General features: G+C 71.2%; 27 protein-coding genes, 4 pseudogenes and 1 riboswitch. Of the genes and pseudogenes, 26 read left to right on the forward strand and 5 right to left on the reverse strand.

Annotated features, from left to right (window positions below):
- From EFK10_RS40905 to EFK10_RS40930, 7 genes and pseudogenes are all read left to right on the forward strand, one after another.
- A partial coding sequence (locus EFK10_RS40905; protein ID WP_127360721.1) for a Ni/Fe hydrogenase subunit alpha occupies positions 1–1074 on the forward strand: 1074 nt, incomplete at its 5' end.
- A 16-nt stretch (positions 1075–1090) separates the two neighbouring features.
- Positions 1091–1297 (forward strand): hypothetical protein, encoded by a 207-nt coding sequence (locus EFK10_RS53635; protein ID WP_407647242.1) that lies wholly within the window; start codon positions 1091–1093, stop codon positions 1295–1297.
- Positions 1293–1508, forward strand: a pseudogene (locus EFK10_RS40910) (DNA helicase); the annotation flags it as partial. The gene EFK10_RS53635 and the pseudogene EFK10_RS40910, both read left to right, overlap by 5 nt.
- A 532-nt stretch (positions 1509–2040) precedes the next feature.
- Positions 2041–2706 (forward strand): ribulose-phosphate 3-epimerase, encoded by a 666-nt coding sequence (gene rpe, locus EFK10_RS40915; RefSeq protein WP_127360722.1) that lies wholly within the window; start codon positions 2041–2043, stop codon positions 2704–2706.
- Positions 2707–2776: 70 nt separating this feature from the next.
- Entirely contained in the window at positions 2777–3811 is a 1035-nt protein-coding gene (locus EFK10_RS40920; RefSeq protein WP_407647243.1) for a sugar-binding transcriptional regulator, read from the forward strand.
- Between the two features lie 36 nt (positions 3812–3847).
- Positions 3848–4246 (forward strand): ribonuclease domain-containing protein, encoded by a 399-nt coding sequence (locus EFK10_RS40925; RefSeq protein WP_127360724.1) that lies wholly within the window; start codon positions 3848–3850, stop codon positions 4244–4246.
- The gene (locus tag EFK10_RS40930; RefSeq protein ID WP_127360725.1) at positions 4243–4671 is read left to right on the forward strand and encodes a barstar family protein; all 429 of its coding nucleotides are present in this window, start codon (positions 4243–4245) and stop codon (positions 4669–4671) included. The genes EFK10_RS40925 and EFK10_RS40930 overlap by 4 nt, the downstream gene beginning before the upstream one ends.
- Positions 4672–4761: 90 nt before the next feature.
- On the opposite strand, the gene EFK10_RS40935 is transcribed toward EFK10_RS40930, so the two are convergent.
- Positions 4762–5313: a YceI family protein gene (locus EFK10_RS40935; RefSeq protein ID WP_127360726.1), complete on the reverse strand. Its 552-nt coding sequence runs from the start codon at positions 5311–5313 to the stop codon at positions 4762–4764.
- A 160-nt stretch (positions 5314–5473) separates the two neighbouring features.
- On the opposite strand from EFK10_RS40935, the gene EFK10_RS40940 reads away from it, so the two are divergent.
- The 8 genes and pseudogenes from EFK10_RS40940 (at position 5474) to EFK10_RS40975 (ending at position 14092) form a co-directional block, all read left to right on the forward strand.
- Complete coding sequence (locus tag EFK10_RS40940) at positions 5474–5992, forward strand: MarR family winged helix-turn-helix transcriptional regulator (protein ID WP_127360727.1); 519 nt, start codon at positions 5474–5476, stop codon at positions 5990–5992.
- A 237-nt stretch (positions 5993–6229) separates the two neighbouring features.
- On the forward strand, positions 6230–8023 hold the full coding sequence (locus EFK10_RS40945; protein WP_127360728.1) for an ABC transporter ATP-binding protein: 1794 nt from the start codon (positions 6230–6232) through the stop codon (positions 8021–8023).
- A gap of 162 nt (positions 8024–8185) precedes the next feature.
- Positions 8186–9622 carry a GuaB1 family IMP dehydrogenase-related protein gene (locus EFK10_RS40950; RefSeq protein WP_127360729.1) on the forward strand — a complete coding sequence of 479 codons (1437 nt, stop codon included), beginning with the start codon at positions 8186–8188 and terminating at the stop codon, positions 9620–9622.
- 90 nt (positions 9623–9712) lie between these two features.
- Positions 9713–10417 (forward strand): class I SAM-dependent methyltransferase, encoded by a 705-nt coding sequence (locus tag EFK10_RS40955; RefSeq protein WP_127360730.1) that lies wholly within the window; start codon positions 9713–9715, stop codon positions 10415–10417.
- A gap of 176 nt (positions 10418–10593) precedes the next feature.
- Positions 10594–10941, forward strand: a pseudogene (locus EFK10_RS40960) (amino acid permease C-terminal domain-containing protein); the annotation flags it as partial.
- Between the two features lie 10 nt (positions 10942–10951).
- On the forward strand, positions 10952–11407 hold the full coding sequence (locus tag EFK10_RS40965) for an Lrp/AsnC family transcriptional regulator (RefSeq protein ID WP_127360731.1): 456 nt from the start codon (positions 10952–10954) through the stop codon (positions 11405–11407).
- A 161-nt stretch (positions 11408–11568) separates the two neighbouring features.
- The gene (locus EFK10_RS40970; RefSeq protein WP_127360732.1) at positions 11569–12357 is read left to right on the forward strand and encodes a carbon-nitrogen hydrolase family protein; all 789 of its coding nucleotides are present in this window, start codon (positions 11569–11571) and stop codon (positions 12355–12357) included.
- A gap of 31 nt (positions 12358–12388) precedes the next feature.
- Positions 12389–14092 carry a flavin monoamine oxidase family protein gene (locus EFK10_RS40975; protein ID WP_127360733.1) on the forward strand — a complete coding sequence of 568 codons (1704 nt, stop codon included), beginning with the start codon at positions 12389–12391 and terminating at the stop codon, positions 14090–14092.
- On the opposite strand, the gene EFK10_RS40980 is transcribed toward EFK10_RS40975, so the two are convergent.
- Together EFK10_RS40980 and EFK10_RS40985 are read right to left on the reverse strand one after the other, a co-directional pair.
- Entirely contained in the window at positions 14093–14776 is a 684-nt protein-coding gene (locus tag EFK10_RS40980) for a DUF5995 family protein (protein ID WP_127360734.1), read from the reverse strand.
- Between the two features lie 92 nt (positions 14777–14868).
- The gene (locus EFK10_RS40985) at positions 14869–15735 is read right to left on the reverse strand and encodes an NAD-dependent epimerase/dehydratase family protein (protein WP_127360735.1); all 867 of its coding nucleotides are present in this window, start codon (positions 15733–15735) and stop codon (positions 14869–14871) included.
- Between the two features lie 163 nt (positions 15736–15898).
- Between EFK10_RS40985 and EFK10_RS40990 the strand changes: the two genes are divergently transcribed.
- Positions 15899–16744, forward strand: a complete 846-nt coding sequence (locus tag EFK10_RS40990) for a helix-turn-helix transcriptional regulator (RefSeq protein WP_127360798.1) — start codon at positions 15899–15901, stop codon at positions 16742–16744.
- Here the strand turns inward: EFK10_RS40990 and EFK10_RS40995 are convergent.
- A pseudogene (locus EFK10_RS40995) lies at positions 16728–17260 on the reverse strand (solute carrier family 23 protein); the annotation flags it as partial. The gene EFK10_RS40990 and the pseudogene EFK10_RS40995 sit on opposite strands and share 17 nt — an antisense overlap.
- Here EFK10_RS40995 and EFK10_RS41000 point away from each other — a divergent pair.
- Positions 17174–17401, forward strand: a pseudogene (locus tag EFK10_RS41000) (heavy metal translocating P-type ATPase); the annotation flags it as partial. The pseudogenes EFK10_RS40995 and EFK10_RS41000 sit on opposite strands and share 87 nt — an antisense overlap.
- On the opposite strand, the gene EFK10_RS41005 reads toward EFK10_RS41000, so the two are convergent.
- The gene (locus tag EFK10_RS41005) at positions 17360–18565 is read right to left on the reverse strand and encodes an MFS transporter (RefSeq protein ID WP_127360736.1); all 1206 of its coding nucleotides are present in this window, start codon (positions 18563–18565) and stop codon (positions 17360–17362) included. The pseudogene EFK10_RS41000 and the gene EFK10_RS41005 sit on opposite strands and share 42 nt — an antisense overlap.
- 93 nt (positions 18566–18658) lie before the next feature.
- Between EFK10_RS41005 and EFK10_RS41010 the strand changes: the two genes are divergently transcribed.
- The 9 genes from EFK10_RS41010 (at position 18659) to EFK10_RS41050 (ending at position 26141) form a co-directional block, all read left to right on the forward strand.
- Entirely contained in the window at positions 18659–19861 is a 1203-nt protein-coding gene (locus EFK10_RS41010; protein ID WP_127360737.1) for an ROK family transcriptional regulator, read from the forward strand.
- A gap of 83 nt (positions 19862–19944) precedes the next feature.
- Positions 19945–20075, forward strand: a riboswitch (FMN riboswitch).
- Between the two features lie 153 nt (positions 20076–20228).
- Positions 20229–21317, forward strand: coding sequence for a bifunctional diaminohydroxyphosphoribosylaminopyrimidine deaminase/5-amino-6-(5-phosphoribosylamino)uracil reductase RibD (gene ribD, locus EFK10_RS41015; RefSeq protein ID WP_127360738.1), 1089 nt, complete (start codon positions 20229–20231; stop codon positions 21315–21317).
- Positions 21318–21947, forward strand: a complete 630-nt coding sequence (locus tag EFK10_RS41020; RefSeq protein WP_127360739.1) for a riboflavin synthase — start codon at positions 21318–21320, stop codon at positions 21945–21947. It begins immediately after the preceding gene.
- Positions 21944–22600, forward strand: a complete 657-nt coding sequence (locus EFK10_RS41025; protein WP_127360740.1) for a nicotinamide mononucleotide transporter family protein — start codon at positions 21944–21946, stop codon at positions 22598–22600. Before EFK10_RS41020 ends, EFK10_RS41025 begins: the two co-directional genes overlap by 4 nt.
- The gene (locus tag EFK10_RS41030; RefSeq protein ID WP_127360741.1) at positions 22597–23892 is read left to right on the forward strand and encodes a bifunctional 3,4-dihydroxy-2-butanone-4-phosphate synthase/GTP cyclohydrolase II; all 1296 of its coding nucleotides are present in this window, start codon (positions 22597–22599) and stop codon (positions 23890–23892) included. Before EFK10_RS41025 ends, EFK10_RS41030 begins: the two co-directional genes overlap by 4 nt.
- A gap of 81 nt (positions 23893–23973) precedes the next feature.
- Positions 23974–24459: a 6,7-dimethyl-8-ribityllumazine synthase gene (ribH, locus tag EFK10_RS41035; protein ID WP_127360742.1), complete on the forward strand. Its 486-nt coding sequence runs from the start codon at positions 23974–23976 to the stop codon at positions 24457–24459.
- 34 nt (positions 24460–24493) lie between these two features.
- Positions 24494–24766, forward strand: coding sequence for a phosphoribosyl-ATP diphosphatase (locus EFK10_RS41040; protein WP_127360743.1), 273 nt, complete (start codon positions 24494–24496; stop codon positions 24764–24766).
- A gap of 47 nt (positions 24767–24813) precedes the next feature.
- The gene (gene hisG / locus EFK10_RS41045) at positions 24814–25662 is read left to right on the forward strand and encodes an ATP phosphoribosyltransferase (protein WP_127360744.1); all 849 of its coding nucleotides are present in this window, start codon (positions 24814–24816) and stop codon (positions 25660–25662) included.
- On the forward strand, positions 25650–26141 hold the full coding sequence (locus EFK10_RS41050; protein WP_127360745.1) for a PH domain-containing protein: 492 nt from the start codon (positions 25650–25652) through the stop codon (positions 26139–26141). The genes hisG and EFK10_RS41050 overlap by 13 nt, the downstream gene beginning before the upstream one ends.
- Positions 26142–26198 lie beyond the last annotated feature (57 nt).

A 26198-nucleotide genomic window follows, 5' to 3' on the forward strand; every position in this document is an offset into this window, starting at 1 on the left:
GACGCCTGCGGGATCACCGTGGACGGCCAACTCGCCGAGCTGCGACGGCTGTTGTACTGCGGGGAGTGGATCGAGAGCCAGACCCTGCACATCTATCTCCTGCACGCCCCGGACTTCCTCGGCCGCGACAGCGCCATCGACCTCGCCCGCACCCATCGCGCCGAGGTCGAGCGAGGACTGCGGCTGAAGCAGACCGGCAACGCGCTGATGGAACTGCTCGGCGGCCGGGCCATCCACCCGGTCAACGTCCGGCTCGGCGGCTTCCACCGCACCCCCACCCGTGATGAACTCCGGCCGCTGTACGAGCGATTGAAGCAGGCCATGGACGACGCGTGGGCCACCGTGCGCTGGGTCAGCAGCTTCGACTTCCCCGATGCTCACTGCGACGAGGACTTCCTCGCCCTGGCCGAGCCCGGCCGTTACGCGATCGCCTCGGGCACGCCGACCGTGCTGCCCGGCGACAGCGGGCCACAGCGGACCTTCCCGGTGGGCGATTTCGGCGAGCATGTCGTCGAACGGCAGGTACCCCACTCCACCGCGCTGCAGGCGGAGCTCGACGGCCGCCGCCACCTGACCGGCTCGCTGGCCCGCTACGCCGTCAACAGCCCGCTGCTGTCCCGGCCGGCCCGCCAGGCCGCCCGCGAGGCCGGGCTCGGGCCGGTGTGCCGCAATCCGAACCGCAGCATCGTCGTCCGGGCGGTGGAGGTGGTGTACGCGGTCGACGAGGCCATGCGCATCATCGACGCCTACGAGCCGCCGCCCCGCCCCTCCGTCGACGTACCGCCCCGCGCAGGCACCGGCCACGGCGCCACCGAGGCACCGCGCGGCCTGCTCTACCACCGCTACACGCTCGACGCCGACGGCACAGTGACCGACGCCCGCCTCGTCCCGCCCACCGCTCAAAACCAGGGGGCGATCGAGGAGGACCTGCGCCGCCTCGTACAGGCGGCGATGGACGACGGCGACCCCGGCGACGCCGAACTGACCGCCCTGTGCGAACGGGCCATCCGCAACCACGACCCGTGCATCTCCTGCTCCACCCACTTCCTCGAACTAACCGTCGAGCGCACCTGAAGGGACCCCGCCCACGATGAAGTACCTGGAGGAGTACCGCGAACCCGCGCTGGCCCGGCGGTTGCTCGGCGAGCTGGGCCGGACGGCCACCCGAATGCTGTGCCGACGCAGTCCCCGGACCTTGGGCACGAACGACGCGGTCCTCATCCTGATGGCCGTCGGCGCCGCCGGGGCGATGGCCGGGACCCCGGAACAGGCGAACCGGCTGGCCGTCTCCTCATAAAGCCAAGGGCCGCGAATGGGCGAATGTGAAGATCGCAGACGACTTTACCCCGCCCAAAGACAGCGATCAGAAGGATGACAACGGCCACCCCGTTCCCGGCCCGATCGACGACGCCGAATCCCGCCTCGCGTATGTCGCCGTCACCCGGACCTGCACCCGCCTCGACCTTGGTGGTCTGTCCTGGATCCACCACCACCCCGACGGAAACCCGTCCATGAGATCCCCTGGTGGGAATCGCCAAACTCGGCGGCCCCTGAAGCAGACTTACCGCCCCGTGGGTCTCGCTGAAGGGTTCGGTTTCCCTGAACTCATGGGACAAAGCCCCGAACTCCTGTACCGGACCCAGTCACAGGCCACCCCTGACGCCTCCGCCACGCTGACATCCCCTTCGGCGACCACGACCGGCCGGAAGGTACAACGTGTCTTGTCGCCGCACGGGATCATGGTTCGCCGCTGTATGAGGCACCCGACCGCCCCTCGCCGTCTGCACCGTCCAGGGGCCAAGATCGTGAGACAAATGTGGCTGGCCCTTGGATGAGACAAGTCAGGAACCCGAGGTCAGGCGATTGGGATGGGCTAGGCGATATCGGAACCTACACCTGTGTCTGCCGGGGGCTGAGCCGTCCCCGAGGAGTGCTCAGTTTCTGCGCTCAGCATGGCATGCGAGGGCAGGCGCCGGAGGGTGGTTCGCCGAGCCGAGACCCGTGGCGTCGCTCACCGCCGGGCACCGCCATACTGGGAACATGGCCGTGCAGATCAACCCCAGCATCCTGTCAGCCGACTTCGCGCGCCTCGCCGAGGAAGCACGGGCGGTCGAGGGCGCCGACTGGCTCCACGTCGACGTGATGGACAACCACTTCGTCCCCAACCTCACCATCGGTGTGCCGGTCGTCGAATCGCTGAGCAGGGCGACCGAGACCCCGCTGGACTGCCACCTGATGATCGAGGACCCGGACCGCTGGGCCCCGGCCTACATCGAGGCGGGCGCCGGCTCCGTCACCTTCCACGTCGAGGCCGCCGCCGCCCCCGTACGGCTGGCGCGCGAGATCCGCGCCAAGGGCGCCAGGGCCTCGATGGCGCTGAAGCCGGCCACCCCGATCGAGCCGTACGAGGACCTGCTGCCCGAGCTGGACATGCTGCTGATCATGACCGTCGAGCCCGGTTTCGGCGGCCAGGCCTTCCTCGACATCATGCTGCCGAAGATCCGCCGGGCCCGCCGCCTCATCGACCAGCACGGCCTCCAGCTGTGGCTCCAGGTGGACGGCGGCGTCTCCGCGTCGACCATCGAGCGCTGCGCCGAGGCCGGTGCCGATGTCTTTGTCGCCGGGTCGGCCGTCTACGGCGCAGAGGACCCGGCAGAGGCCGTACGTGGCTTGCGCAAGCAGGCCGCCGCGGCCTGCGCCCACTGAGACCGGACCACACGGGCTACGTGCCCGTAACCTCTCGCGATCGTGCGAGGATGAGCGCGGAGCCGATCAGATGGGCAAACGGGAGAGCGACGTGACCACAGGCCGCACGCAGGTGCGCATGGGCCCAGGAGAGATGGTCCAGGCGGCAGCGATGGCTCGCCGCTTCTACCTGGAAGGCAAATCCAAGATCCAGATCGCCGAGGAGTTCGGCGTGAGCCGCTTCAAGGTGGCCCGGGTCCTGGAGACCGCCCTCGAGCGCGATCTCGTACGCATCGAGATCCGCGTCCCCGCCGAGCTCGACGCCGAACGCTCCGACGCGCTCCGCGCCCGCTACGGTCTGCGGCACGCCGTCGTCGTGGAGTCCCCGGCCGACGAGAGCGACGGCCCCGACCCGGAGAACCTCGGCGCCGTCGCCGCCGACCTGCTCGGCGAACTGGTCAACGAGGGCGACGTCCTCGGCCTCGCCTGGGGCCGCTCCATCATCACCATGGCCAACGCCCTCGACCGGCTGCCCCCCTGCACCGTCGTCCAGCTCACCGGTGTCTACGACGCAGGCACCGCCGACCGCGGCTCCGTCGAGGCCGTCCGCACCGCCGCCGCCGTATCCGGTGGCGAGGCACACCCCATGTACGCCCCCATGGTGCTCGGCGACGCGACGACCGCTGCCGCTCTGCGCGCGCAGAGTGGCATCGCCGCCGCCATGAGCTACTTCGACAAGGTCACCGTCGCCGTGGTCTCTGTCGGCTCCTGGGAGGCGGGCATCTCCACGGTGCATGACGCCCTGACCGACAAGGAACGCGAGCACTACGCCTCCCTCGGCGTCGCCGCCGAGATGTCCTCCCACCTCTTCGACGCCCAGGGCCGCCGCATCGGCCGCGACCTCGGCGAACGCTGCATCACCATCGAGGCGGACCGGCTGCGCCGCATCCCCGAAGTGCTCGCCATCGCGGGCGGCCGCCGAAAGGGCGGCGCCATCGACGCCGTCCTTCGGTCCGGCCTGGTCACCAGCCTCGTCACCGACACCGCGGCAGCGGATTACCTTCTGCATTCCACCGATCCGCTGTCGCGGGCCGCCCTCGACCGCGCCGACCCCGACGGGTCGTAACGGCCCTCGCCGCGGGCCCTGTGGGAGCATCGCCGCATGTCCCCACGGTCCGTGCCCGGTGCCCTGCTGGCGTGCCTGCTGCTGTTGATCGGCGGCTGCGCCGCCCAGGGCAGCGACACCGGAACCGGCCCGACGGCAGCCACGACCACCTCGGTGACCGCGACGGCGGTCGGCGAGACGCAGCTGCCCGCCGAGGCCCGCGCGACGCTGAAGCTGATCGACGCAGGCGGCCCGTTCCCGTACGCCAAGGACGGCGCGGTCTTCGGCAACTTCGAGGGGCTGTTGCCCGGCCGGAAGCGCGGCTATTACCACGAGTACACGGTGCGCACGCCGGGGGAGCGCGATCGCGGCGCCCGCCGCATGGTGACGGGCGAGGGCGGCGAGTACTACTACACCGACGACCACTACGGCTCTTTCAAGGCGGTTCTGCGATGACGAAAGCCCTGCTCGCCGTGCTCGACGGCAGCGCGCCGCCCGCCGTGCTGCCCTGGTCCGTGGCCGAGCTGTCGGCTCCGAAGGCGCAGGAGGCGGCGCGGGCGGCCGGGTGGCGTACGGACCTGCTCGACCTGACCGGGGTGCGGGACAAGCCGGGGTTCATGGACCGGTGCGCGGCGGACCTGCGGTTGCCGGACTACTTCGGGCGCAACTGGGACGCGCTGGACGAGTGCCTGGGCGACCCGAGCTGGTGGCCGGAGCAGGATGCCGCCGGGTGGCTCGTGCTCGTACGGGGGTGGCAGGAGTACGCGGCGGAGCACCCGCATGACTGGGTCATCGCCGAGCAGATCCTCGCGGACGCGGTCAGCGACGGCGCGTGCGTCGCCGTCCTCCTGGAGGAACCGGCAGGCGGCGGACAGGGATGAGCCCGGCGGCGGCCCCTCGTGACGGGGCCGCGGCCGGGCTGTTGGTCCGGGGCAGGCATGCTCCGTTCACACCGTGCCCCGGAGCTCGGATCAAGCGGGCAGGCGGGTGAAGCGCGCGGTGATGGCGAGGGTCGAGATGTCCTTCATGGTGCCGAGCTGATTCCACGTCACGCCGAAGTCCTTGCGGTTGACGAGGAGGCCGGCGGTGAGTGTGACCGCATCCGCCGTGGCCTCGGTCGCCTCTGCGGTGAAGGCGAGCGGACCGCTGGCGCCGGCCACCGTCAGTTCGCCCGCGACCTCGACGGTCCCCTTGCCGCTCGGGGCGACGCCGGTCGCGGTGAAGGTGATCGACGGGTGGTTGTCGACGTCGAAGAAGTCGGCCGAGCGCAGGTGGATGTCGCGCTTCTTGTGCTTGGTGTCCACGGAAGCGGCGTCGATCGTCAAGGTGCCGTGGGCGGAACCGCCGGGGAGCACTTCACCCTCTCCGCTGATCTTCGTGAAGGTGCCCTTGACGTTGACCAGACCCCAGATCGACTTGTGCTCGAAGGCGACTGTGGAGCCGGCCGGGTCGAGGGTCCAGCGGCCGGGAGCGACGTCGGTCAGGGGTATGGCGTGCCGGGAACCAGCGGTGGTGTCGGACATGGTCGATCGTGCCTTCCGTGACGCGGGCGAGCGGAGCAGGAGTTCGATTGAGTTTTCAATGGAAAGATATCTATTAGGTAGCTGCCGAGATAATAGCTGGCTGAGTTACCCTCGGCAAGGGCGATGACCTCGCACAAGACGACAGGACGGGAGCCAGGACATGGGGGAGCCGACGCGGCTTGAGGACGAGGCGGGGGTCTGTCCCGGGGCCGAGGAGGTCGAGGTGCTGCGCCGCTGGCGCGTCATCGACGGCGGCCTCCGGCGGATCACCGATCAGCTGCTGGCCGACGTCCACGACGAGGTCGGCCTGCCGCCGTCGGAGCTCCACGTGGTGTGCTTCCTGGCCGAGTCCCCGGAGCAGGCGGCCCCGATGCGGCAGCTCTCCGAGCTCCTCGGCTTCTCCACCGCGGGAACCACGGGAGTGGTCGACCGCCTCGCCGACGCCGGTCTGGTCGAGCGTCGCCCGTCCCGTACGGACCGCCGCGTCACCTTCGCGGCCCTGACGGAGCTGGGCCGGCGCACCGCGTCCGCCGCCGTCGGCGTGCTGGCGGAGGCAGTGCGCCGGCGGATCGCCGAACCGCTGGGCGACGACGGCTTCGCCGCTCTCGAGGCCGCCGTCGGCTCCCTCGGTGGCGGCAGCGAACCCGAGGCCGGATGCCCGCGCTCCAGCGCGTGCTGAGGGCTTACGCCTCGCGCTACGAAGCGCGGTGCCGCACCGCACGGTTGCACAACCGGCCGTCGGCGGAAGCCTGTTGCTCGACGCCGCGCGAGATGTACGCGCAGCAGAGGCCGGTGACGTCGTCCACGACGAAGGCGACGTTGGGTGCCGCGAAAGCAGAGGGTCAACGACGGGGTGCCCAAAAGACCCTGGATCAGGGGGGTTGCGGGCCGTCCGACGACGGGTTTGGCTGTCCCCATGCAGCGACCGGTTTCCGTCCCTCGGCAGCAGTTCGGCACTCTGGATCACCGCTACCGGGGCGAACATCCGGTGCGTACGCTGGGCTATCTTTTTCGGCCCGACCGGGGCCGACTGCTCCTGGCCATCGCCGCCTTCGTCGTCAAACACAGCCCCGTATGGCTGCTTCCCCTCATCACCGCCAACATCATCGACGTGGTCGTCCAGCACGGCCCGGAGTCCGGTCTCTGGTTCAACGCGATAGCGCTGCTTGTCATCCTGTTGCTCAACTACCCGCTGCATCTGCTGTACGTCCGCTGCGTGGGCAGCAGCGTCCGCCGCATGGGCACTACTCTGCGCGACGCGCTCTGCCGACGCATGCAGCAGCTCTCCATCGGCTATCACGCCCGCACCAGCGCCGGGGTGTTGCAGGCCAAGGTGATCCGGGACGTGGAGACGATCGAGCAGGGGATCCAGCAGTGCGCCGACATGGGCCTGGCCGCGGTCACCACCCTGATCGGCGGGCTCGTCGTCATCGGCATACGTGTGCCGTCCTTCCTGCCGGTCTTCCTGGTCGTCGTGCCCGTGGCCGGGGTGCTGGTGATGCGGCTGAGGGGCCGGCTGCGCAGTCACAACGAGTCCTTCCGCCAGGAGGTGGAGCGGCTCTCCTCCCGGGTCGGCGAGATGACCAGCCTGATCCCCATCACCCGGGCCCACGGCCTGGAGCGGACGGCGCTGAGCCGGGTCGACGGCTCACTGCGCCAGGTCTTCGTCGCCGGCCTGCGCCTTGATCTGGTCAACGGCCGGTTCGGCGCGCTGGCCTGGATCCTGCTCAACACGCTGGGCGTGGCCTGCCTCGCCGGATCCGCACTGGTCTCGTACCACGGCTGGCTGCCCATCACCGCGGGCGACGTCGTCATGCTCAGCGCCTTCTTCACCGTCCTCACCGGCTCGGTGACCACCCTGCTCGGCCTCACCCCCGTCATCAGCAGGGCCCTGGAATCGGTGCGTTCCGCGGGCGAGGTGCTCCAGGCGCCGGACCTGGAGAACAACGCGGGCAAGGCCCAGGTCGAGCACGTCCGGGGCCGCATCGACTTCGAGGGCGCCGGCTTCTCGTACGAGGGCACAGACGGGCCGGCCGTCGAGGACTTCAGCCTCAGCGCCCGCCCCGGCGAGACCGTCGCGCTGGTCGGCGCCTCCGGTGCGGGCAAGTCGACCGTGCTCAACCTCCTCATCGGCTTCATCCGGCCGACCTCGGGGCGCATCCGGCTCGACGGCACGGACATGGCCACCCTCGACCTGCGCAGCTACCGCCGCTTCCTGTCGGTCGTCCCGCAGGAGTCGATCCTCTTCGAGGGCTCCATCCGGGAGAACGTCACCTACGGAATGCCCGACACCGACGAGCACCGGGTGCGCGACGCGCTGCGCGACGCCAACGCCCTGGAGTTCGTCGAGCAGTTGCCTCAGGGCCTGGACACCGTCGTCGGCGAACGGGGCGCCCGCCTGTCCGGCGGCCAGAAACAGCGCCTCGCGATCGCCCGCGCCCTCATCCGCGACCCCCGGATCCTCATCCTCGACGAGGCCACCTCGGCCCTCGACACCCGCTCCGAGGCCCTGGTCCAGCAGGCCCTCGCCCGCCTTGTCCGGGGCCGCACTGTCTTCGTCGTCGCCCACCGGCTCTCCACGATCCAGGGCGCCGACCGGATCGTGGTCATGGACGCGGGACGGATCGCCGAGGTCGGCACCCACGAGGACCTGCTGCGTCGCGGGGGCGTCTACGCCGGACTGCAACCGGCCGGCAGCTCATTTGGCTGAATCGACAAGCAGCCCGCCGAGTACCTGGTGGAAGGCACACACATGGCGGCGGTGGTTCGCCAGGAGGTGGTGACATCGGCGATGATGGCGTAGGAGCCGCGGCCGGACCGGGTGCTGACTCCCCACCCGCCACCCCGTAAATTCGCAGGTGAGAGAGTTGGCATGCGTTTCCTCGATGATGTAAAGCCTCCGTACGACCTGACGTACGACGATGTCTTCATGGTCCCCAGCCGCTCCGCGGTGGGATCCCGCCAGGGCGTGGACCTCGCGTCTCCGGACGGCACAGGCACAACGATCCCGCTCGTGGTGGCGAACATGACGGCCATCGCGGGCCGCCGCATGGCGGAGACCGTCGCCCGGCGTGGCGGCCTGGTGGTGATCCCGCAGGACATCCCGATCGACGTGGTCACCGAGGTGGTCAGCTGGGTCAAGGCACGTCACCTGGTCCTCGACACCCCGATCACGCTGGCCCCGACCGCCACCGTCGCCGACGCGCTGTCGCTGCTGTTCAAGCGGGCGCATGGCGCGGGCGTCGTGGTGGAGGACGGCCGCCCGCTCGGCATCGTCACCGAGCACGACCTGACCGGCGTGGACCGCTTCACGCAGGTGTCGGAGGTCATGTCCCGGGACCTGCTCCTGCTGGACGCGGACATAGACCCGCGCGAGGCCTTCAACCGTTTCGAGGACGCCAACCGCAAGCTCGCCCCCGCCATCGGCGCGGACGGCCGGCTCGTGGGAATCCTCACCCGCAAGGCCGCGCTGCGCGCCACCCTCTACGAGCCCGCCGTCGACAAGAACGGCAAGCTGCGCATCGCCGCCGCCGTCGGTATCAACGGCGACGTGGCGGGCAAGGCAAAGCAACTCCTCGACGCGGGCGTGGACACCCTCGTCGTCGACACCGCGCACGGCCACCAGGAGTCGATGCTCTCCGCGGTGCGCGCCGTGCGTGGCCTCGACCCGCAGGTGCCGATCGTGGCCGGCAACATCGTCGCCGCCGACGGCGTACGCGACCTCATCGAGGCGGGCGCCGACATCATCAAGGTCGGCGTCGGACCTGGCGCCATGTGCACCACCCGCATGATGACCGGCGTCGGCCGCCCGCAGTTCTCCGCCGTCATGGAGTGCGCCGCCGAGGCGAAGAAGCACGGCAAGCATGTCTGGGCCGATGGCGGTGTCCGGCACCCGCGCGATGTCGCGATGGCGCTGGCCGCGGGCGCGTCCAACGTCATGATCGGCTCGTGGTTCGCGGGCACGTACGAGTCCCCGGGCGACCTGCAGCAGAGCGCCGACGGGCGGCTGTACAAGGAGAGCTTCGGCATGGCCTCGGCCCGTGCCGTGCGCAACCGCACCAGCGAGGAGTCCGCGTACGACCGGGCCCGCAAGGCGCTGTTCGAGGAGGGCATCTCCACCTCGCGGATGTTCCTGGACCCGGCCAGGCCCGGCGTCGAGGACCTGATCGACTCGATCATCGCCGGGGTGCGCAGCTCCTGCACCTACGCGGGCGCGGCCTCGCTGGCGGAGTTCGAGGAGAAGGCCGTCGTCGGCATCCAGAGCGCCGCCGGATACGCCGAGGGCAAGCCGCTGCACGCCAGCTGGTAGTGACGGTGGATCAGCAACGCGGCAGCCGTTCCATTCGGCTCGGGCCGAAGGAATGGCCGTCGCGGTCCAGTGCCTGATGCCATGGCGGGCATGACACAACGCATGCGCGAAGGCTATGCGGGCACCGGCCCCGGGGCGATCACACCGGACGGCTGCGCGGTGGAGCTGTGGGCCAGACTCACGATCGGCGACGAGCCCGAGATCATCGAGGCGGCGGTGCCCGCCGGGGCACGGATCCTCGAACTCGGCTGCGGAGTGGGCCGGATGACCCGCCCACTCTCGGAGCGGGGCTTCACCGTCACCGCCGTGGACGAGTCGCCGGAGATGCTGGAACGGGTCGTCGGGGCGGAACGCACGGTGTGCGCCGCCATCGAGGAACTGGACCTGGGCGAGCGCTTCGACGTGGTGCTGCTCGCCTCGTTCCTGGTCAACGCCGGCGACCCGGAGGTACGCCGGGGACTGCTGAGGACCTGCCGCCGCCATGTCGCGGATGGCGGGCTCGTCATCGTCCAGCGCGAGGGCGAGGACTGGCACGACCCGGGAAACATCCCCCGCGAGAGCGTGCGGGGCGACGCCGTCTTCAGGCTGGTCGCGTCGGAGCCGATCGGCCCGGACACGTACTCCAACCTCTTCGAATACGTCTTTCCGGACGTCCGCTGGGCCCACACCTTCGTCTCCGGGCGGCTGACCGAGGAGCAGTTCGCGCAGGCTCTGGCAGAGGCCGGTCTCGCCGTGGAGGCGGTGCTCACGCCGGACCGTACGTGGGTGCGTGCAGTCCCGGTGACCGAACAATGAATCGGCGCTTACCGGGGCTTTCGCGCAACGATCATCCGCAGATACGCAATAGACCCGCATTACGGGACTCGTCGGTCATCTCATAGGGTCGTGCCTCGTACGTGGAGCGGTGGCGACCCTCGGCGGTCCCCACCCTCCGGTCGCCGCCGCCTGAAGCCGACAGCGACAAAGGAGTCTCCCCCGTGGCACGAACCGGCATAGTGTCGCTGTTCTGTGGCGTGCTGGCCGCCTGCGTACCGCTGGGCGCGCTGGCCGACGCCACCAGCATCGGCACGCTCTTCGCCTTCGGGCTGGTCAACATCGCGGTGATCGTGCTGCGCAGGAAGCGGCCCGACATGCCGCGCACCTTCCGAGTGGCCTTCTCGCCGGTGACGCCGGCGATCGGCTTCGGGCTGTGCGTGTGGATGATGGGCAGCTTCGACGCCATCACCTGGGAGTACTTCCTTGGCTGGATGGCCGTCGGCCTCGTGGTCTACTTCGCTTACGGCCTCCGCCGCTCCCAACTGGCCCGCGAAGAGAAGTGATCCACCCGCTGTGCGACTGAACGATCTCGACGAACGCATCGTCCACGCCCTCGCCGAGGACGCCCGCCGCTCCTACGCCGACATCGGCGCCGAGGTCGGGCTCTCCGCCCCGGCTGTGAAACGCCGCGTCGACCGGTTGCTGGCAGCAGGCGCGATCACCGGCTTCACGGTGCGGGTGGACCCGGCGGCGCTGGGCTGGGAGACGGAAGCGGTTGTCGAGCTCTACTGCCGCCACAACACCTCGCCGGACGACATCCGGCGAGGCCTGGCGCGCTACCCCGAGGTCGCGTCCGCCTCCACCGTCACGGGGGAGGCGGACGCGATCGTCCAGGTCTTCGCGGAGGATGTGCGGCACTTCGAGCGCGTCCTGGAGCGGATCGCGGGCGAGCCCTTCGTGGAGCGTACGAAGTCCGTACTGGTGCTCTCGCCGCTGCTGCGGCGCTACACCTCGGGCTCGCCGACGTAAGCCGACGGTATCCGGCGCTATCTGGCGCAACGAATCGCCGGGTCGGGGGCGAAAGACGCAACGGATCGGTCATTGGTCCGCAATGTCCGCGTCTTGTCGGTAGGTGATCGTGAAACGTACCGTTTTGAAGGCCCCCGACCACCCGGAAGACGCGAGGTTCCATGACGCCGCTGCGCACCGCCCTGCTCCAGAGCTCCGGAGAGCTCAGCGACGTCGAGCGGAACATCGAGATCCTGGACGACGCCGCCCGCCGGGCGGCGGATGCAGGCGCCGGGCTGCTGATCGCACCGGAGATGTTCCTGACCGGGTACGCGATCGGGGACGACATCCACCGCCTCGCCGAGCCCGCCGACGGCCCGAGCGCGCTGCGGCTGGCGGAGGTCGCCCTCGCGCACGGCGTGGCGCTGGCCTACGGCTACCCCGAGCGCGGTGCCGGCGGCGAGACGTACAACGCGGTGCGGCTCATCGGCCCGGACGGACAGCGGCTGGCGAACTACCGCAAGACCCACCTCTTCGGTGGCTTCGAGCGCAAGTACTTCACCCCCGGCGACACCCCGGTGGTGCAGGCGGAGCTGCACGGCCTCAAGCTCGGCTTCCTGATCTGCTACGACGTGGAGTTCCCGGAGAACGTCCGCGCCCACGCCCTCGCCGGGACCGACCTGCTGGTGGTGCCGACGGCACAGATGCACCCGTTCGAGTTCGTCGCGGAGAGCCTCGTCCCGACGCGGGCGTGGGAGAGCCAGCTGTACGTCGCGTACGTCAACCGACACGGCGCGGAGGGCGACTTCGAGTTCGTCGGGCTGAGCTGCCTGGCCGGCCCGGACGGGATCGCGCGGGCCCGCGCCGGGCGGGGCGAGGAGCTGCTGCTCGCCGACGCCGACCCGGAGCCGCTGTGGGCGTCGCGCGCGGCGAACCCGTATCTGGCCGACCGCCGCCCCGAGCTTTACTGAGCCACTTTCTTTTCCTAGGAGCACCAGCCCGATGACGTCCGTGCCCACCGCCGTCCACGACGAGCAGCACGCCGAGGCCCAGGCCACCCCGCCCATCACCATGTTCGGACCGGACTTCCCGTACGCGTACGACGACTTCCTGGCGCACCCGGCGGGCCTCGGCTCCATACCGGCGACCGCGCACGGCACCGAGATCGCGGTCATCGGCGGCGGGCTGAGCGGAATCATCGCGGCGTACGAGCTGATGAAGATGGGCCTCAAGCCCGTCGTCTACGAGGCCGACCAGATCGGTGGCCGGCTGCGCACCGTCGGCTTCCCCGGCTGCGACGAGTCCCTGACCGCAGAGATGGGCGCGATGCGCTTCCCGCCCTCGTCCACGGCCTTCCAGCACTACATCGACCTGGCCGGGCTGGAGACCAGGCCCTTCCCGAACCCGCTGGCGCCGGAGACCCCGTCGACCGTCGTGGACCTCAAGGGCGAGACGCACTACGCGACCTCGGTCGACGACCTGCCCGAGGTCTACCACCAGGTCATGCACGCCTGGAACGCCTGCCTGGAGGACGGCGCCGACTTCTCCGACATGCAGCGGGCGATGCGGGAGCGCGACATCCCGCGCATCCGCGAGATCTGGTCCCGGCTGGTCGAGAAGCTGGACAACCAGACCTTCTACGGCTTCCTCTGCGACTCCCCGGCCTTCAAGTCCTTCCGCCACCGCGAGATCTTCGGCCAGGTCGGCTTCGGCACCGGCGGCTGGGACACCGACTTCCCCAACTCCATCCTGGAGATCCTCCGCGTCGTCTACACCGGCGCCGACGACGACCACCGCGGCATCGTCGGCGGCAGCCAGCAGCTCCCGCTGCGCCTCTGGGAGCGCGAGCCGGAGAAGATCGTCCACCACCCGTACGGCACCTCCCTGAAGTCCCTGCACGGCGGCGAGCCCCGCCCCGCCGTCACCCGGCTGCACCGCACCGCCGGCCACCGGATCACGGTCACCGACGCCTCCGGCGACATTCGTACGTACGCTGCCGCGATCTTCACGGCGCAGAGCTGGATGCTGCTGAGCAAGATCGCCTGCGACGACTCGCTCTTCCCGATCGACCACTGGACGGCGATCGAGCGCACTCACTACATGGAGTCCAGCAAGCTCTTCGTGGCCGTCGACCGGCCCTTCTGGCTGGACAAGGACGAGGAGACCGGGCGCGACGTGATGTCGATGACCCTCACCGACCGGATGACCCGGGGCACCTATCTGCTGGACGACGGCCCGGACCGGCCGGCCACCGTCTGCCTGTCGTACACCTGGTGCGACGACAGCCTGAAGTGGCTGCCGCTGAGCGCGAACGAGCGGATGGAGGTCATGCTCAAGTCGCTCGGCGAGATCTATCCCAAGGTCGACATCCGCAAGCACATCATCGGCAACCCGGTGACGGTGTCCTGGGAGAACGAGCCCTACTTCATGGGCGCCTTCAAGGCCAACCTCCCCGGCCACTACCGCTACCAGCGGCGGCTGTTCACGCACTTCATGCAGGACGCCCTGCCCGAGGACAAGCGCGGCATCTTCCTGGCTGGCGACGACATCTCCTGGACGGCGGGTTGGGCGGAGGGCGCGGTGCAGACCGCGCTCAACGTGGTGTGGGGCGTGATGCACCACTTCGGCGGCGAGACGGACGCCTCGAATCCGGGGCCGGGCGATGTGTACGACGAGATCGCCCCGGTCGCGCTCGACGAGGACTGATCACCGGTCGAGAGGCGTCAGCAGGAAGCGGCCGATCAGCCCGACGCCGGTGTCGAGCTTCTCGGTGAACTCCTCGTACACCTCCGGCATCCGCCGCAGCGACCACAGCACGCGGGACGCGGCCCAGGCGGCGTCCCGCGCGCGGTCCAGGCTCCAGGAGCCCGCGAGGTGGGTGAGGGGGTCGGCGATGTCGAGGAGGTCGGGGCCCGGCATGAGCTCCTCGCGTACGCGTTCCTCGATGGCGATCAGCAGCTCGCCGACCCGGTCGAAGTCCCGCTCCAGGGCGGGCGGTTCGACGTCCAGGGCGCGGGCGGCGTCGACCACGGCGAGCGCGAGGTCGTGGCCGACGTGGGCATTGATGCCGGCCAGGGCGAACTGAAGGGGGCGGATGCCCCGGTGGCCGCGCAGCTGGAGCAGCGGGCGCCAGCAGGCGGGTGCGTCGCGCGGCTCGGCGGTGACGGCGGCCAGATAGCGGGCGGCGAAGCGGGCGCCCAGCTCGGCGGCCGCGGTGGGGTCGGCGAAGGCCCGGGCTTCGAGCCGACGGCGCAACTCCTCGGTGACGGACAGGTAGACGCGGTTGAAGACCGCGACGCCGTCGTGCGGCGGGAGTGCCCCGTCGAGGGCGCGCATCCGGGTCAGGACCTCGTCCACGTCGGTTGCGGGGGGCTGGCGTACCGTCGTCATGCGCCCAGAGTCCCAGCCGATTTGTCGATTTGGCGGCCGCACGCCGTGGCGTCCCCGATTCGGGTGAAACGGTTACTCGGTTCTGGGGGCGTTCAGAGCGCGCCCGCGTCCCGCGCGGTCCACACCGAGGGATAGATCGGCCGGAAGCCGAGCTCGTCGCGGATCCGCAGCGTGGACACCACACCCTCCCAGGGGTCGGGCAGCTGCCGGTCCGCCATCCCCTCGGGGAGCTCAGCCTCGTTCACGGCGTGCAGCACGGCCGCGCTCGCAGGCGCGTCGTCCGCGATGTTGTACGTACGCCCGGCCACGCCCGGTGCCCGCAGCAGCCGCAGCAGGCCCTGCGCAACGTCCGCGTGGTGCACCAGCTGCATCGGTTTGTGGGCCGCCCACGAGGCCGCGAAGCGCAGCGACTGCGCGAGGTGCGGGTCGCCCTCGCCGTAGACGTAGGCCAGTCGCCCGATGCGCAGGTCGAGTCCCTGTTCGCGGTGCAGTGCCAGCAGCTCCCGTTCGGCCTCGGCCTTCGACGCCGGGTAGGCGCCCCAGGCGGGGTCCGGGTCGGGCGCGTCGTCCTCGGTGGTGGGGCGCCCGTGCCCGGGCCCGTAGACTAGATTCGTACTGACCTGTACGAACCGGTCGGCGCCGGCGTCCAGCGCGGCCCGCGCCAGATCCAGGGCCGCGTCACGGTTGACCGCCCACACCTCGTCGGCCGCCTCGCCGTGCCGGAAGGCGGCTGCGATGTTCACCACGGCGTCCGCTCCGGCGACGGCCTTGCGCACCGCCTCCAGGTCGCGCAGCTCGCCCACCGCGACCTGCGCGCCCAGCGCGGCGAAGGGCTCGCCGCGTGTCTTGTCCCGCATCAGCACCCGTACGGCGTCGCCCGGGCCGCCGCTGTGCTGCAGCAGGCGTGGCACGAAACGCCGCCCGACCTCGCCCGTCGCACCCGTCACCAGAACCAGCATGTCGTGCTCCTTCCGCCGTGGGACGTCGTCCCGTCGTGGAACGTCGTCATGGGACCAGCGTCGGTCGGCCGGGCGACGGGCGGGAGAGACCTCCCGATCAGGGGATCAGCACTCCCTGGATACCGCCGCCCGGGAGCGCGATGCTGGCTGGGTGGACCTTGACATGGACCGAGCCGAACTCGCTGACTTCCTGCGCCGCAGCCGTGCCCGCCTCGCCCCCACGGACGTGGGCCTCGCGGAGGGAGCGAGGCGCCGCACGCCGGGGCTACGCCGGGAGGAGGTCGCCCAGCTCGCCGGGATGTCGGTGGACTACTACACGCGGCTCGAGCAGGCGCGCGGCCCGCGCCCGTCGCGGCAGATCCTCACCTCGCTGGCGCGGGCGCTGCGGCTCACCGACGACGAGCGCGACCACCTCTTCCACCTCGCGGGGGAGGAGCCGCCCCGCGACCGCTACGGCACCGGCCATGTGCGGCCCGGGCTGCTGCTCGTACTGGACCGGCTCGACGACACCCCGGCCCAGGTGGTCAGCGACCACGGTGACGTGCTCGCCCAGAACCCGATGTCGGCGGCCCTCCTCGGCGACATGTCCGCCCGGCCGCCCGCCCACCGCAACATCATCCGCGGCTTCTTCCTCAACCCCGACGGCCGCGACCTCATCCCGCCCGACGACCGTCCCGGGCTCGCCCGCAGCCACGTCGCCTCCCTCCGCGCCCTCCTCGCCGCCCGCCCCGACGACCCGCGCACGGACGCCCTCGTGGCCGAACTTCGTGCCGGAAGCGAGGAGTTCAGGCAGCTGTGGGCTGCTCACGAGGTCGCGGTGCGGCGCTCGGACGTCAAGCGCTTCCGCCACCCCCTCGTCGGCGAGCTGGAGCTGGACTGCGAGGTGCTGCTCAGCTCCGACCACGACCAGCGGCTCATCCTCTTCACCGCCCGCCCCGGCAGCGAGTCGTACGAGAAGCTGCGCCTGCTGCGGGTGGTCGGGCTGCAGAACCTCACGCCGAGCCACTAGGGGGCTCCTGCGGCTTGAGGTGCGGCGGCGCGACGGCGCGCAGCAGGTGGTAGCCCGCCAGGACGACGATGGTGCCGAGGGCGATGCCGCTGAGTTTGAAGTTGTCGCTGATGTCGAGGCTGACGCCGCCGACGCCGATGACGACGCCCGCCGCGACGGGGACCAGCTTCAGCGGGTTGCGGAGGTCGACGCGGTTTTGGACCAGATCTGGGCGCCCAGCAGGCCGATCACGCCGTAGAGGATGACGGTGATGCCGCCCAGCACGGCGCCGGGCACCGCCGCGACGATCGCGCCGAACTTGGGGCAGAGGCCGAACAGCAGCGCGAAGAAGGCGGCGGCCCAGTAGGCGGCGGTGGAGTAGACGCGGGTGGCGGCCATGACGCCGATGTTCTCGGAGTAGGTCGTGGTGGCGGGGCCGCCGACGGCGGCGAGCTGGCCACCGTCCCCGCCGTTGTGGCCCTCTCCCGCAGCGCCCGCCGCGTCGTCGTCCAGAACCTCGTCATCGCCTCGGTCTTCATCACCGCCCTCGCGGTGTGCGACCTCGTCGGCCACCTTCCCCTGCCGCTCGGCGTCGCCGGGCACGAGGGCTCCACGGTCGTCGTCGGCCTCAACGGCCTACGGCTGCTCCGCGAGGCGGCCCGGCGCCGGGGCGTCTGACGGGGCGGCCGGCGCTGCGGGACGCAGGACGCCCGCACCGAGGGCCAGGCCCGCCGCCAGGGCGGTGACCAGGCCGAAGGATACCGTGAGGGACGTCGCCTGGGCGATGGAACCGATCGCCGCCGGAGCGACCAGGCCCGAGGTGTACGTGACGGTGGCGACGCCCGCGATGGCCTGACTCGGGACCGGGCCACTGTGCCCGGCCGCGGCGAAGCAGAGCGGGACCACGACGGCCACGCCGACGCCGATCAGGGCGAACCCGGCGATCGCGGCGAGCTGGGAAGCCGCCGTGACCACGAGGAGACCGCCCGCCGTGGCGAGCAGGCCGCCCGCCCGTACGGTGCGGACCGGGCCGAAGCGGCGGACCACCATGTCGCCGATGAGCCGGGCGGCGGCCATGGTGCAGGCGAAGGCGGTGTAGGAGGCGGCGGCGACGCCGTGCGAGGCGTTGGTGATGTCCCGCAGGTAGACCGCGCTCCAGTCCATGCTGGCGCCCTCCGCGAAGACCGCGCAGAAGCCGATGGCGCCGATGACCAGCGCGGACCTCGGCGGAAGCGCGAAGCGCGCCGGGGCCGCCTCCTCCGGGGCCGGCCGGATGTCGAGCACACCGCCGCAGACGTAGACGCCCAGCGCGACCAGCACCGCGGCCATCACCGACAGGTGGACCCGCGCGTCCAGGTTGGCGTGGGCGGCGACCACGCCGAACAGCGAGCCGAGCAGCGCCCCCGCGCTCCACATGCCGTGCAGCCCCGACATGACGGACCGGCCGAGCCGCTGCTCGACCTCGACGCCCTCGGCGTTCATCACCACGTCGGCCATGCCTGCGCTCGCGCCGTACAGGAACATCGCCAGGCCCAGCCACACCGCCCCGGGGGCCAGCGCGGGCAGCGCCAGCGACGCGCACCACAGGGCGAGCAGCGCGCGCAGCGCCGTACGCATGCCGAGCCGGTGGACGATCCGCGCGGCGAGCGGCATCGCCAGCGACGCGCCGAGCGCCGCGAACATCAGAGCGAGCCCGAGGCGGCCGGTGGTCAGCCCCAAGTGCTCCTGGATCCATGGGATACGGGTGGCGAAGCTGCCGGTCACAGCGCCGTGCACGGCGAACACCGTCGCGACCGCGCGATGCGCCCGCCGCACCCGGGGGTCGGCCTTCAATGTCGTCATCCTGCGGGTCCCCTCCCCGGTAACGCGTAACCTGATGCGCCCTATAAACTATCAGGCAGGTTGCCTGATAGAAACCTCTGGGAGGATCCCGCCATGACCGCCCCGCGGGCCTACTCCGGCCGTACCGCCTCACCGCGCACGGCACGTGCGATCAATGACCGGCTGGCGCTGGAATTCCTGCAGCGCGAGGGCCCGTTGACCGCGACACAGCTCAAAGGCCTCACCGGGCTGTCGCGCCCCAGCGTCGCCGACCTCGTCGAACGCCTCCAGGACGCCGGGCTGATCGCCGTCGTCGGCGAGTCCGGCGCCGACCGGCGCGGCCCCAACGCCCGCCTGTACGGCATCGTCGCCGACCTCGCCCACCTGGCGGCCGTCGACGTACGCACCCACAGCGTCGCCATAGAGGTCGCCGACCTGCTCGGCCGGACCGTCGGCAGCGCCGTGCTCCCGGTCGACCCGCAGGGCGACCCGGGACGCACCGTGAAACGGTCGGTCGCCCTGCTGGAGCGTACCGCGCACGACGCGCACGTCCCCTCCCTGCACACCATCGCCGTCGGCGCCCCCGGCCTCGTCGACCCCGCCACGGGTGAGCTCCGCGTGACCGGCCAACTGCCCGCCTGGCACTCCGCGCTCGTCGCCGAACTCCGGCGGCGGATAGGCGTACCGGTGATCCTGGAGAACGAGGTCAACCTCGCCGCCGTCGCCGAGCAGCGGCTCGGGGCGGTGCGGGACAAGGACACCTTCGTACTGCTCTGGCTCGGCCACGGCGTCGGCGCCGCCATGATGCTCGACGGCGTACTGCGGCGCGGCTCGTCGGGCGGCGCGGGCGAGATCGGCTTCCTGCCCGTCCCCGGCACCTTCCAGCTGCCCAACGCCACCGGCTGTGAGGGCGGTTTCCATACCCTGGCGGGCAGCGCCGCGGTGTGCGGGCTGGCCCGGGCCCACGGCATGACGGTCACGGGGGACGACGCGGCCGCCGCGGAGGCCGTCGTCGCGCGGGCACCGGCCGAGGGCAAGCACGGCGAGGTCTTCCTCGACGCGCTCGCCGCCCGCATCGCCATCGGCGCGGCGGCGGTCTGCGCGGTGCTCGACCCCGGCTGTGTCGTCCTGGCCGGCGAGGTCGGCCGGGCCGGCGGCGCCGCCCTCGCCATCCGCGTCGCGGACCGGCTGGCCGGCATGTCGCCGCTGCGCACCGAGGTCCGCCCGGGCGAGATCACTGGCAGCGCTGTGCTGCGCGGCGCGGTCCTGACCGCGATGGACGCCGCCCAGGACGCGCTGTTCGAGCCGGGGGCATAGGCTGCATGTGAGTCAGCCCACAGGTATCCCGATGCATACGCATCGACCTGGCGTGGCAGACTGTTGTCCGTACCAGTGACGTTCAGCGCACTCCGGGGTCGGTGAAACTCCGAACCGGCGGTTACAGTCCGCGACCCGTCCGCATCCAGCGGGCGGTTGACCAGGTGAAATTCCTGGACCGACGGTTAAAGTCCGGATGGGAGGCAGTGCGCGGCGGTCCAAGCACCGGTACGCCGCCGTCGGCGGCCGCCGTACGCACCCCGCGTATGGAGCCGTCCGCCCGACCTCGGCGTTCCCCGGTGCCCGGCGTCCGCTCATGTCTCTTTCAACGCCCCGGAGTCCGTGCCCGAAGAGGCAGGAGGACCCGGTGGCCACCGCCATGGAAGCCGACGCGATGCGCCGGGCGATCACGCTCGCCGCCCGTGGACTCGGCTCCACCAGCCCCAACCCGGTCGTCGGTTGCGTCATCCTCGACGCCGCCGGACACACCGTCGGCGAGGGCTGGCACCAGCAGGCCGGCGGCCCGCACGCCGAGATCCACGCCCTGTGCGCGGCAGGCGAAAGGGCCCGGGGCGGCACCGCCCTCGTCACCCTCGAGCCCTGCAACCACACCGGCCGGACCGGCCCCTGCTCCCGGGCGCTCGTCGAGGCCGGGATCGCCCGGGTCGTCTACGCCGTCGCCGATCCCAACCCCACGGCCACCGGCGGAGCGGTCACCTTGTCCGCCGCCGGAGTCGAGGTCGAGGGCGGCCTGCTCACCGACGAGGCCGCCCGTGGCAACGAGGCCTGGCTGACCTCCGTACGGCTCCGCCGTCCCTTCGTGCTCTGGAAGTACGCGAGCACCCTGGACGGCCGCATCGCCGCCGCCGACGGCACCAGCCGCTGGATCAGCTCCCCGCAATCCCGCGCCGACGTCCACCGGCTGCGCGCCGAGGCCGACGCGGTCGTGGTCGGCTCCGGCACCCTGCGGGCCGACGACCCGCAGCTCGCCGTCCGGGGAGTCGACGCCGACGTCACCCAGTCGCTGCGCGTCGTCGTCGACACCAACGCCACCGTCAAACCCGGCGCCCGCGTGCTGGACGACGCCGCCCCCACCCTGATCGCCGTCGCCGAGGACGCCGACACCGCGCACCTGCCCGAGGACGTCGTCGTACGGCTGCTGCGCAGCGAAGGTGGCCTGAGCGTCCACGCGCTGCTGGCCGCGCTGTACGAGCGTGACGTGCGCTCGGTCCTGCTGGAAGGCGGCCCCACGCTGGCCGGTGCCTTCGTCCGGGCCGGCGCGGTCGACAAGGTCGTCGGCTATCTCGCACCCGCTCTGCTGGGCGCCGGCCCGGCCGCGTTGCGGGACGCCGGAATCAGCACCATCGCGCAGGCGTTGCGCCTCGACGTCGCCGAAGTCGAACGAATCGGCCCCGACGTCCGTATCACCGCTTACACCCGCCGTGAGGAGACCTGAGTGTTCACCGGAATCGTCGAAGAGCTGGGCGACGTGGTCGCCATCGAGGAGCTGGGCGACGCGTCGCGCTTCCGTCTGCGCGGCCCGGTCGTCACGGACGGGGCCAAGCACGGTGACTCGATCGCCGTCAATGGCGTATGCCTGACCGTCGTCGACTTCGGCAACGGCGAGTTCACCGCCGACGTCATGGCCGAGACCCTCAACCGCTCCAGCCTCGGCGCCCTCGCCGTCGGCTCGAAGGTCAACCTGGAGCGGCCCATGGCACTCGGCGGCCGCCTCGGCGGACACCTCGTCCAGGGGCACGTCGACGGCACCGGCACCATCGTCGAGCGCAAGCCGTCCGAGCACTGGGAGATCGTGAAGATCAGCCTCCCGGCGGACCTCACCCGGTACGTGGTCGAGAAGGGCTCCATCACCGTCGACGGCATCAGCCTCACCGTCGTCGACGCCGGACTCGACTACTTCACCGTCAGCCTCATCCCGACCACCCTCGCCCTCACCACCCTCGGCGCCAAGCAGCCCGGCGACCCGGTGAACCTCGAGGTGGACGTCATCGCCAAGTACGTCGAGCGGATGCTCGGCGACGCCGACCGCACGAAGCCGGACACCCGGACGGAGGCAGCCAAGTGAGCGCCCTCGACTGGCTCAACGGCGAGGCCTTCACGGCCTTCGGCCAGCACGTCATCTGGTCCGACATGGCGGGCAACCTGCTCGGCCTCGGCGGGCTGGCGCTGGGCTGGCGGCGGTCGGTGTGGGCCTGGCCCGTGCAGCTGTTCTCCGGTGTGGTGCTGGTCGCGGCGTACTGGTCGGCGCAGCTCAGCGGCGGCGTCGGCAAGCAGCTGCTGGTGATCGGCGTCGCGGTGTGGGGCTGGTTCCAGTGGCGGCGCGGCCGCCGGGACTCCGGTTCCGGGCGGATCGAGATACGCTTCGCCACCTGGCGCGAGCGCGGCTGGCTGGTGGGCGGCACAGCCGTCGGCACGCTGGCCGTGGTCGGCCTGTTCACGCTCTATCCGTCGCTGTCCTGGAACCCGTGGCCCGACGCGTACATCTTCGTCGGCACGGTCGCAGCGATGGTCGCCATGGCCCGGGGCTGGGTCGAGTTCTGGTTCGCGTGGCTCGCCGTCGACCTGGTCGGCGTCCCGCTCGCGTTCACCAGCGGACTGCCCTTCTCCGGGCTCGTCTACGTCATCTACTTCGTCCTGGTGATCGCCGGCATGTACGCCTGGTGGCAGCAGACCCGCGTCCCCCAGCGGGGGCCCGCACTGGAAGGAGCGACGGCATGACCGCAGTGCAGAGCTGGTACGAGGACGAGGACGCGCCGGTCGTCCTCGACCCGGTCGAGCGCGCCATCGCCGACATCGCCGCCGGACGCCCCGTCGTCGTCGTGGACGACGAGAGCCGCGAGAACGAGGGCGACCTCATCGTTGCGGCCGAGCTGGCGACCCCCGAGATCGTCGCCTTCATGATGACCGAGTGCCGAGGCCTGATCTGCGTACCGCTGGAAGAGGGCGACATCCAGCGCCTCGACCTGCCGCAGATGGTCGACACGAACACCGAGGCCATGGGCACCGCCTTCACCGTCTCGGTCGACGCGAGCGCCGCCCACGGTGTCACCACCGGCATCTCCGCCGCAGACCGGGCCGCCACCATCCGGCTGCTCGCCTCCGGCGAGTCGCAGGCCGGCGACCTCGTCCGCCCCGGCCACGTCTTCCCGCTGCGCGCCCGCCCCGGCGGCGTCCTGGTCCGAGCCGGCCACACCGAGGCCGGGGCCGACCTGGCCCGGCTCGCGGGGCTGCGCCCGGCCGCCGCCATCGTGGAGATCGCCAACGAGGACGGCACCATGGCCCGCCTCCCCGAGCTGATGGTCTTCGCCCGCAAGCACGGGCTCGCCATCATCTCCATCGAGGACCTGGTCGCCTACCGCCGCTCCGCCGAGCCGACCGTCCGCCGCGAGGCCGAGACCCGGCTGCCCACCGCCTACGGCGAATTCCGCGCGTACGGCTACCGCAGCATCGTCGACGGCATCGAGCACATCGCGCTGGTCGCGGGCGAGCAGGGCGACATCGGCGACGGCGAGGACCTGCTCGTACGCGTCCACTCCGAGTGCCTGACCGGCGACATCTTCCACTCCCTGCGCTGCGACTGCGGACCGCAGTTGCAGGCGTCACTCGAAAGGGTGGCTTCCGAGGGCCGGGGCATCGTCATATACCTGCGCGGCCACGAGGGGCGCGGCATCGGGCTGCTGTCCAAGCTGCGCGCGTACGAACTCCAGGAGCGCGGCCGCGACACCCTCGACGCCAACCTCGAACTCGGCCTGCCCGCCGACGCCCGCGACTACGCCGCCGGCGCACAGATCCTCACCGACCTGGGCGTGCGGTCCGTGCGCCTGATGACCAACAACCCCGACAAGGTCGCCGCCCTCACCCGGCACGGCCTGAAGGTCACCAGCCGCGAGGCGATGCCGGTCCAGGCCGGCGAGCACAACCTGCGCTACCTGCGCACCAAGCGGGACCGCATGGGCCACGACCTGCCCTGGCTCGACGCCGGCCCCACCGGCGCCTGTGGCAATCAGTAATCACCGAAGAACCGAAGACCCGAAGAACCGAAGAACCAGAACGACCCGGAACGACCCGGAACAATCAAGGAGAGAACGCACGTGAGCGGTAAGGGCGCCCCCGAGCTGACCGTGAAGAACTGCGGCGACCTGCGCGTGGCCGTGATCGCGGCACAGTGGCACGACCAGGTGATGGACGGACTGGTCGACGGCGCACTGCGCGCCCTGCACGAGCTGGGCATCGAAGAGCCGACCCTGCTGCGCGTGCCCGGCAGCTTCGAGCTGCCGGTGGCCGCCAAGGTGCTGGCCAGCCGCGGCTACGACGCCATCGTCGCCCTCGGCGTGGTCATCCGCGGCGGCACGCCGCACTTCGAGTACGTCTGCCAGGGCGTCACCGAGGGCCTCACCAAGGTCTCCGTCGACACCGGCGTGCCGATCGGCTTCGGCGTCCTCACCTGCGACAGCGAGGAGCAGGCCCTGGACCGGGCCGGACTGCCCGGCTCCAACGAGGACAAGGGGCACGAGGCCGTGACCGCCGCGGTGGCCACCGCGACCGTCCTGCGTTCAGTATCCGAGCCGTGGCGCTGAGCCGGGGGGACTTCCGCGTAGGCTGATGACCACCATGGCCAAGAAGACATTCGAGGAGCTCTTCACCGAGCTCCAGCACAAGGCCGCCACCGGCGACCCCAGTACCTCCCGCACCGCCGAACTGGTCGGCAAGGGCGTTCATACGATCGGCAAGAAGGTGGTCGAGGAGGCCGCCGAGGTGTGGATGGCCGCCGAGTACGAAGGCGCCGACCGCACCGCCGAGGAGATCTCCCAGCTGCTGTATCACCTGCAGGTGATGATGGTCGCCCGGGGCATCTCGCTCGACGACGTATACGCTCACCTGTGACCAGAGCCGCACCAGCCGAAGCACCAGCCGAAAAGGAACCCGCTCCCATGCTGCGCATCGCCGTTCCCAACAAGGGCCAACTCTCGGGACCCGCGGCGGACATGCTCCATGAGGCCGGCTACCGGCAGCGCAAGGACAGCAAGGAACTGGTCCTCGTCGACCCCGAGAACGAGGTGGAGTTCTTCTACCTCCGCCCCCGGGACATCGCGATCTACGTCGGCTCCGGACGCCTCGACATCGGCATCACCGGCCGCGACCTGCTCCTCGACTCGGCCGCCAACGCCGAGGAGATCCTCCAGCTCGGTTTCGCCCGCTCCACCTTCCGGTACGCGACCGTGCCGGGCACGGTCACGGACGTCAAGGAGTTCGGCGGCCTGACCATCGCCACCTCCTACCCGGAGGTCGTCAAGCGGCACCTTCTCGAGAACGACGTCGACGCCTCCGTCGTCCGCCTCGACGGCGCGGTGGAGACCGCGATCCAGCTCGGCGTCGCCCAGGTCATCGCGGACGTCGTCGAGACCGGCACCTCGCTGCGCAACGCCGGCCTCGAAGTCATCGGTGAGCCGATCATGCAGTCCGAGGCACTCGTCATCCGCCGCTCCGGCGCGGACGCGAACGAACCCAAGGTGCAGCAGTTCCTGCGCCGACTGCACGGTGTCCTGGTGGCGCGCCGGTACGTGATGATGGACTACGACATCCGCGCCGAGCACGTCGACAAGGCCGTCGCTCTCACCCCCGGCCTGGAGTCCCCGACCGTCTCCCCGCTGCACCGCGAGGGCTGGGTCGCCGTGCGCGCCATGGTCCCCAGCCGCGAGGCCCAGCGGATCATGGACGAGCTCTTCGACCTCGGCGCCCGGGGCATCCTCACCACCGGCATCCACGCATGCCGGCTGTGACCGACCCCGCCGCCCCAGCGACGCCCGCGCTGCCCGTCACCTTCCGGCCCACCCGCACCCGTGCGGTGCTGCTGGTGGCGGGCACCGTGGCGCTCGGCATGTTCACGCTGGTCGCCGGCCTGCTGCCGGCCGACGGCGCCCGGCCCTGGGGGCTCGGCGACCGGCTGGCCTTCGCCTGCACCGGTGTGCTCATCGCCGCCGTACTGACCTGGCTGAGCCGCCCCAAGGTCGTCGCCGACCCGGCCGGCGTCACCGTGGTCAACCTGGTCACCCGGCGCCGCCTGGCCTGGGCCGAGATCGTACGGGTGAATCTGCGCCCCGGCGACGCCTGGGTCCAGCTCGACCTCGCCGACGGCACCAGCCTCGCCGCCATGGGCATCCAGCCGGGCATCGGCCGCGAGCAGGCGCTGCGCGACGCCCGCGCCCTGCGCGCACTGGCCGAGCAGCATGGCACGGCGGCCGGCGAACCGAGCCCGTAACACAGCAGCTCTGCCGCGCGGGCCCGGTTCTTGATTACCCTGGAACCTCCGCGACAG

It is taken from the genome of Streptomyces soli (genome assembly GCF_003999195.1).
GTDB classification, from domain to species: domain Bacteria; phylum Actinomycetota; class Actinomycetes; order Streptomycetales; family Streptomycetaceae; genus Actinacidiphila; species Actinacidiphila soli.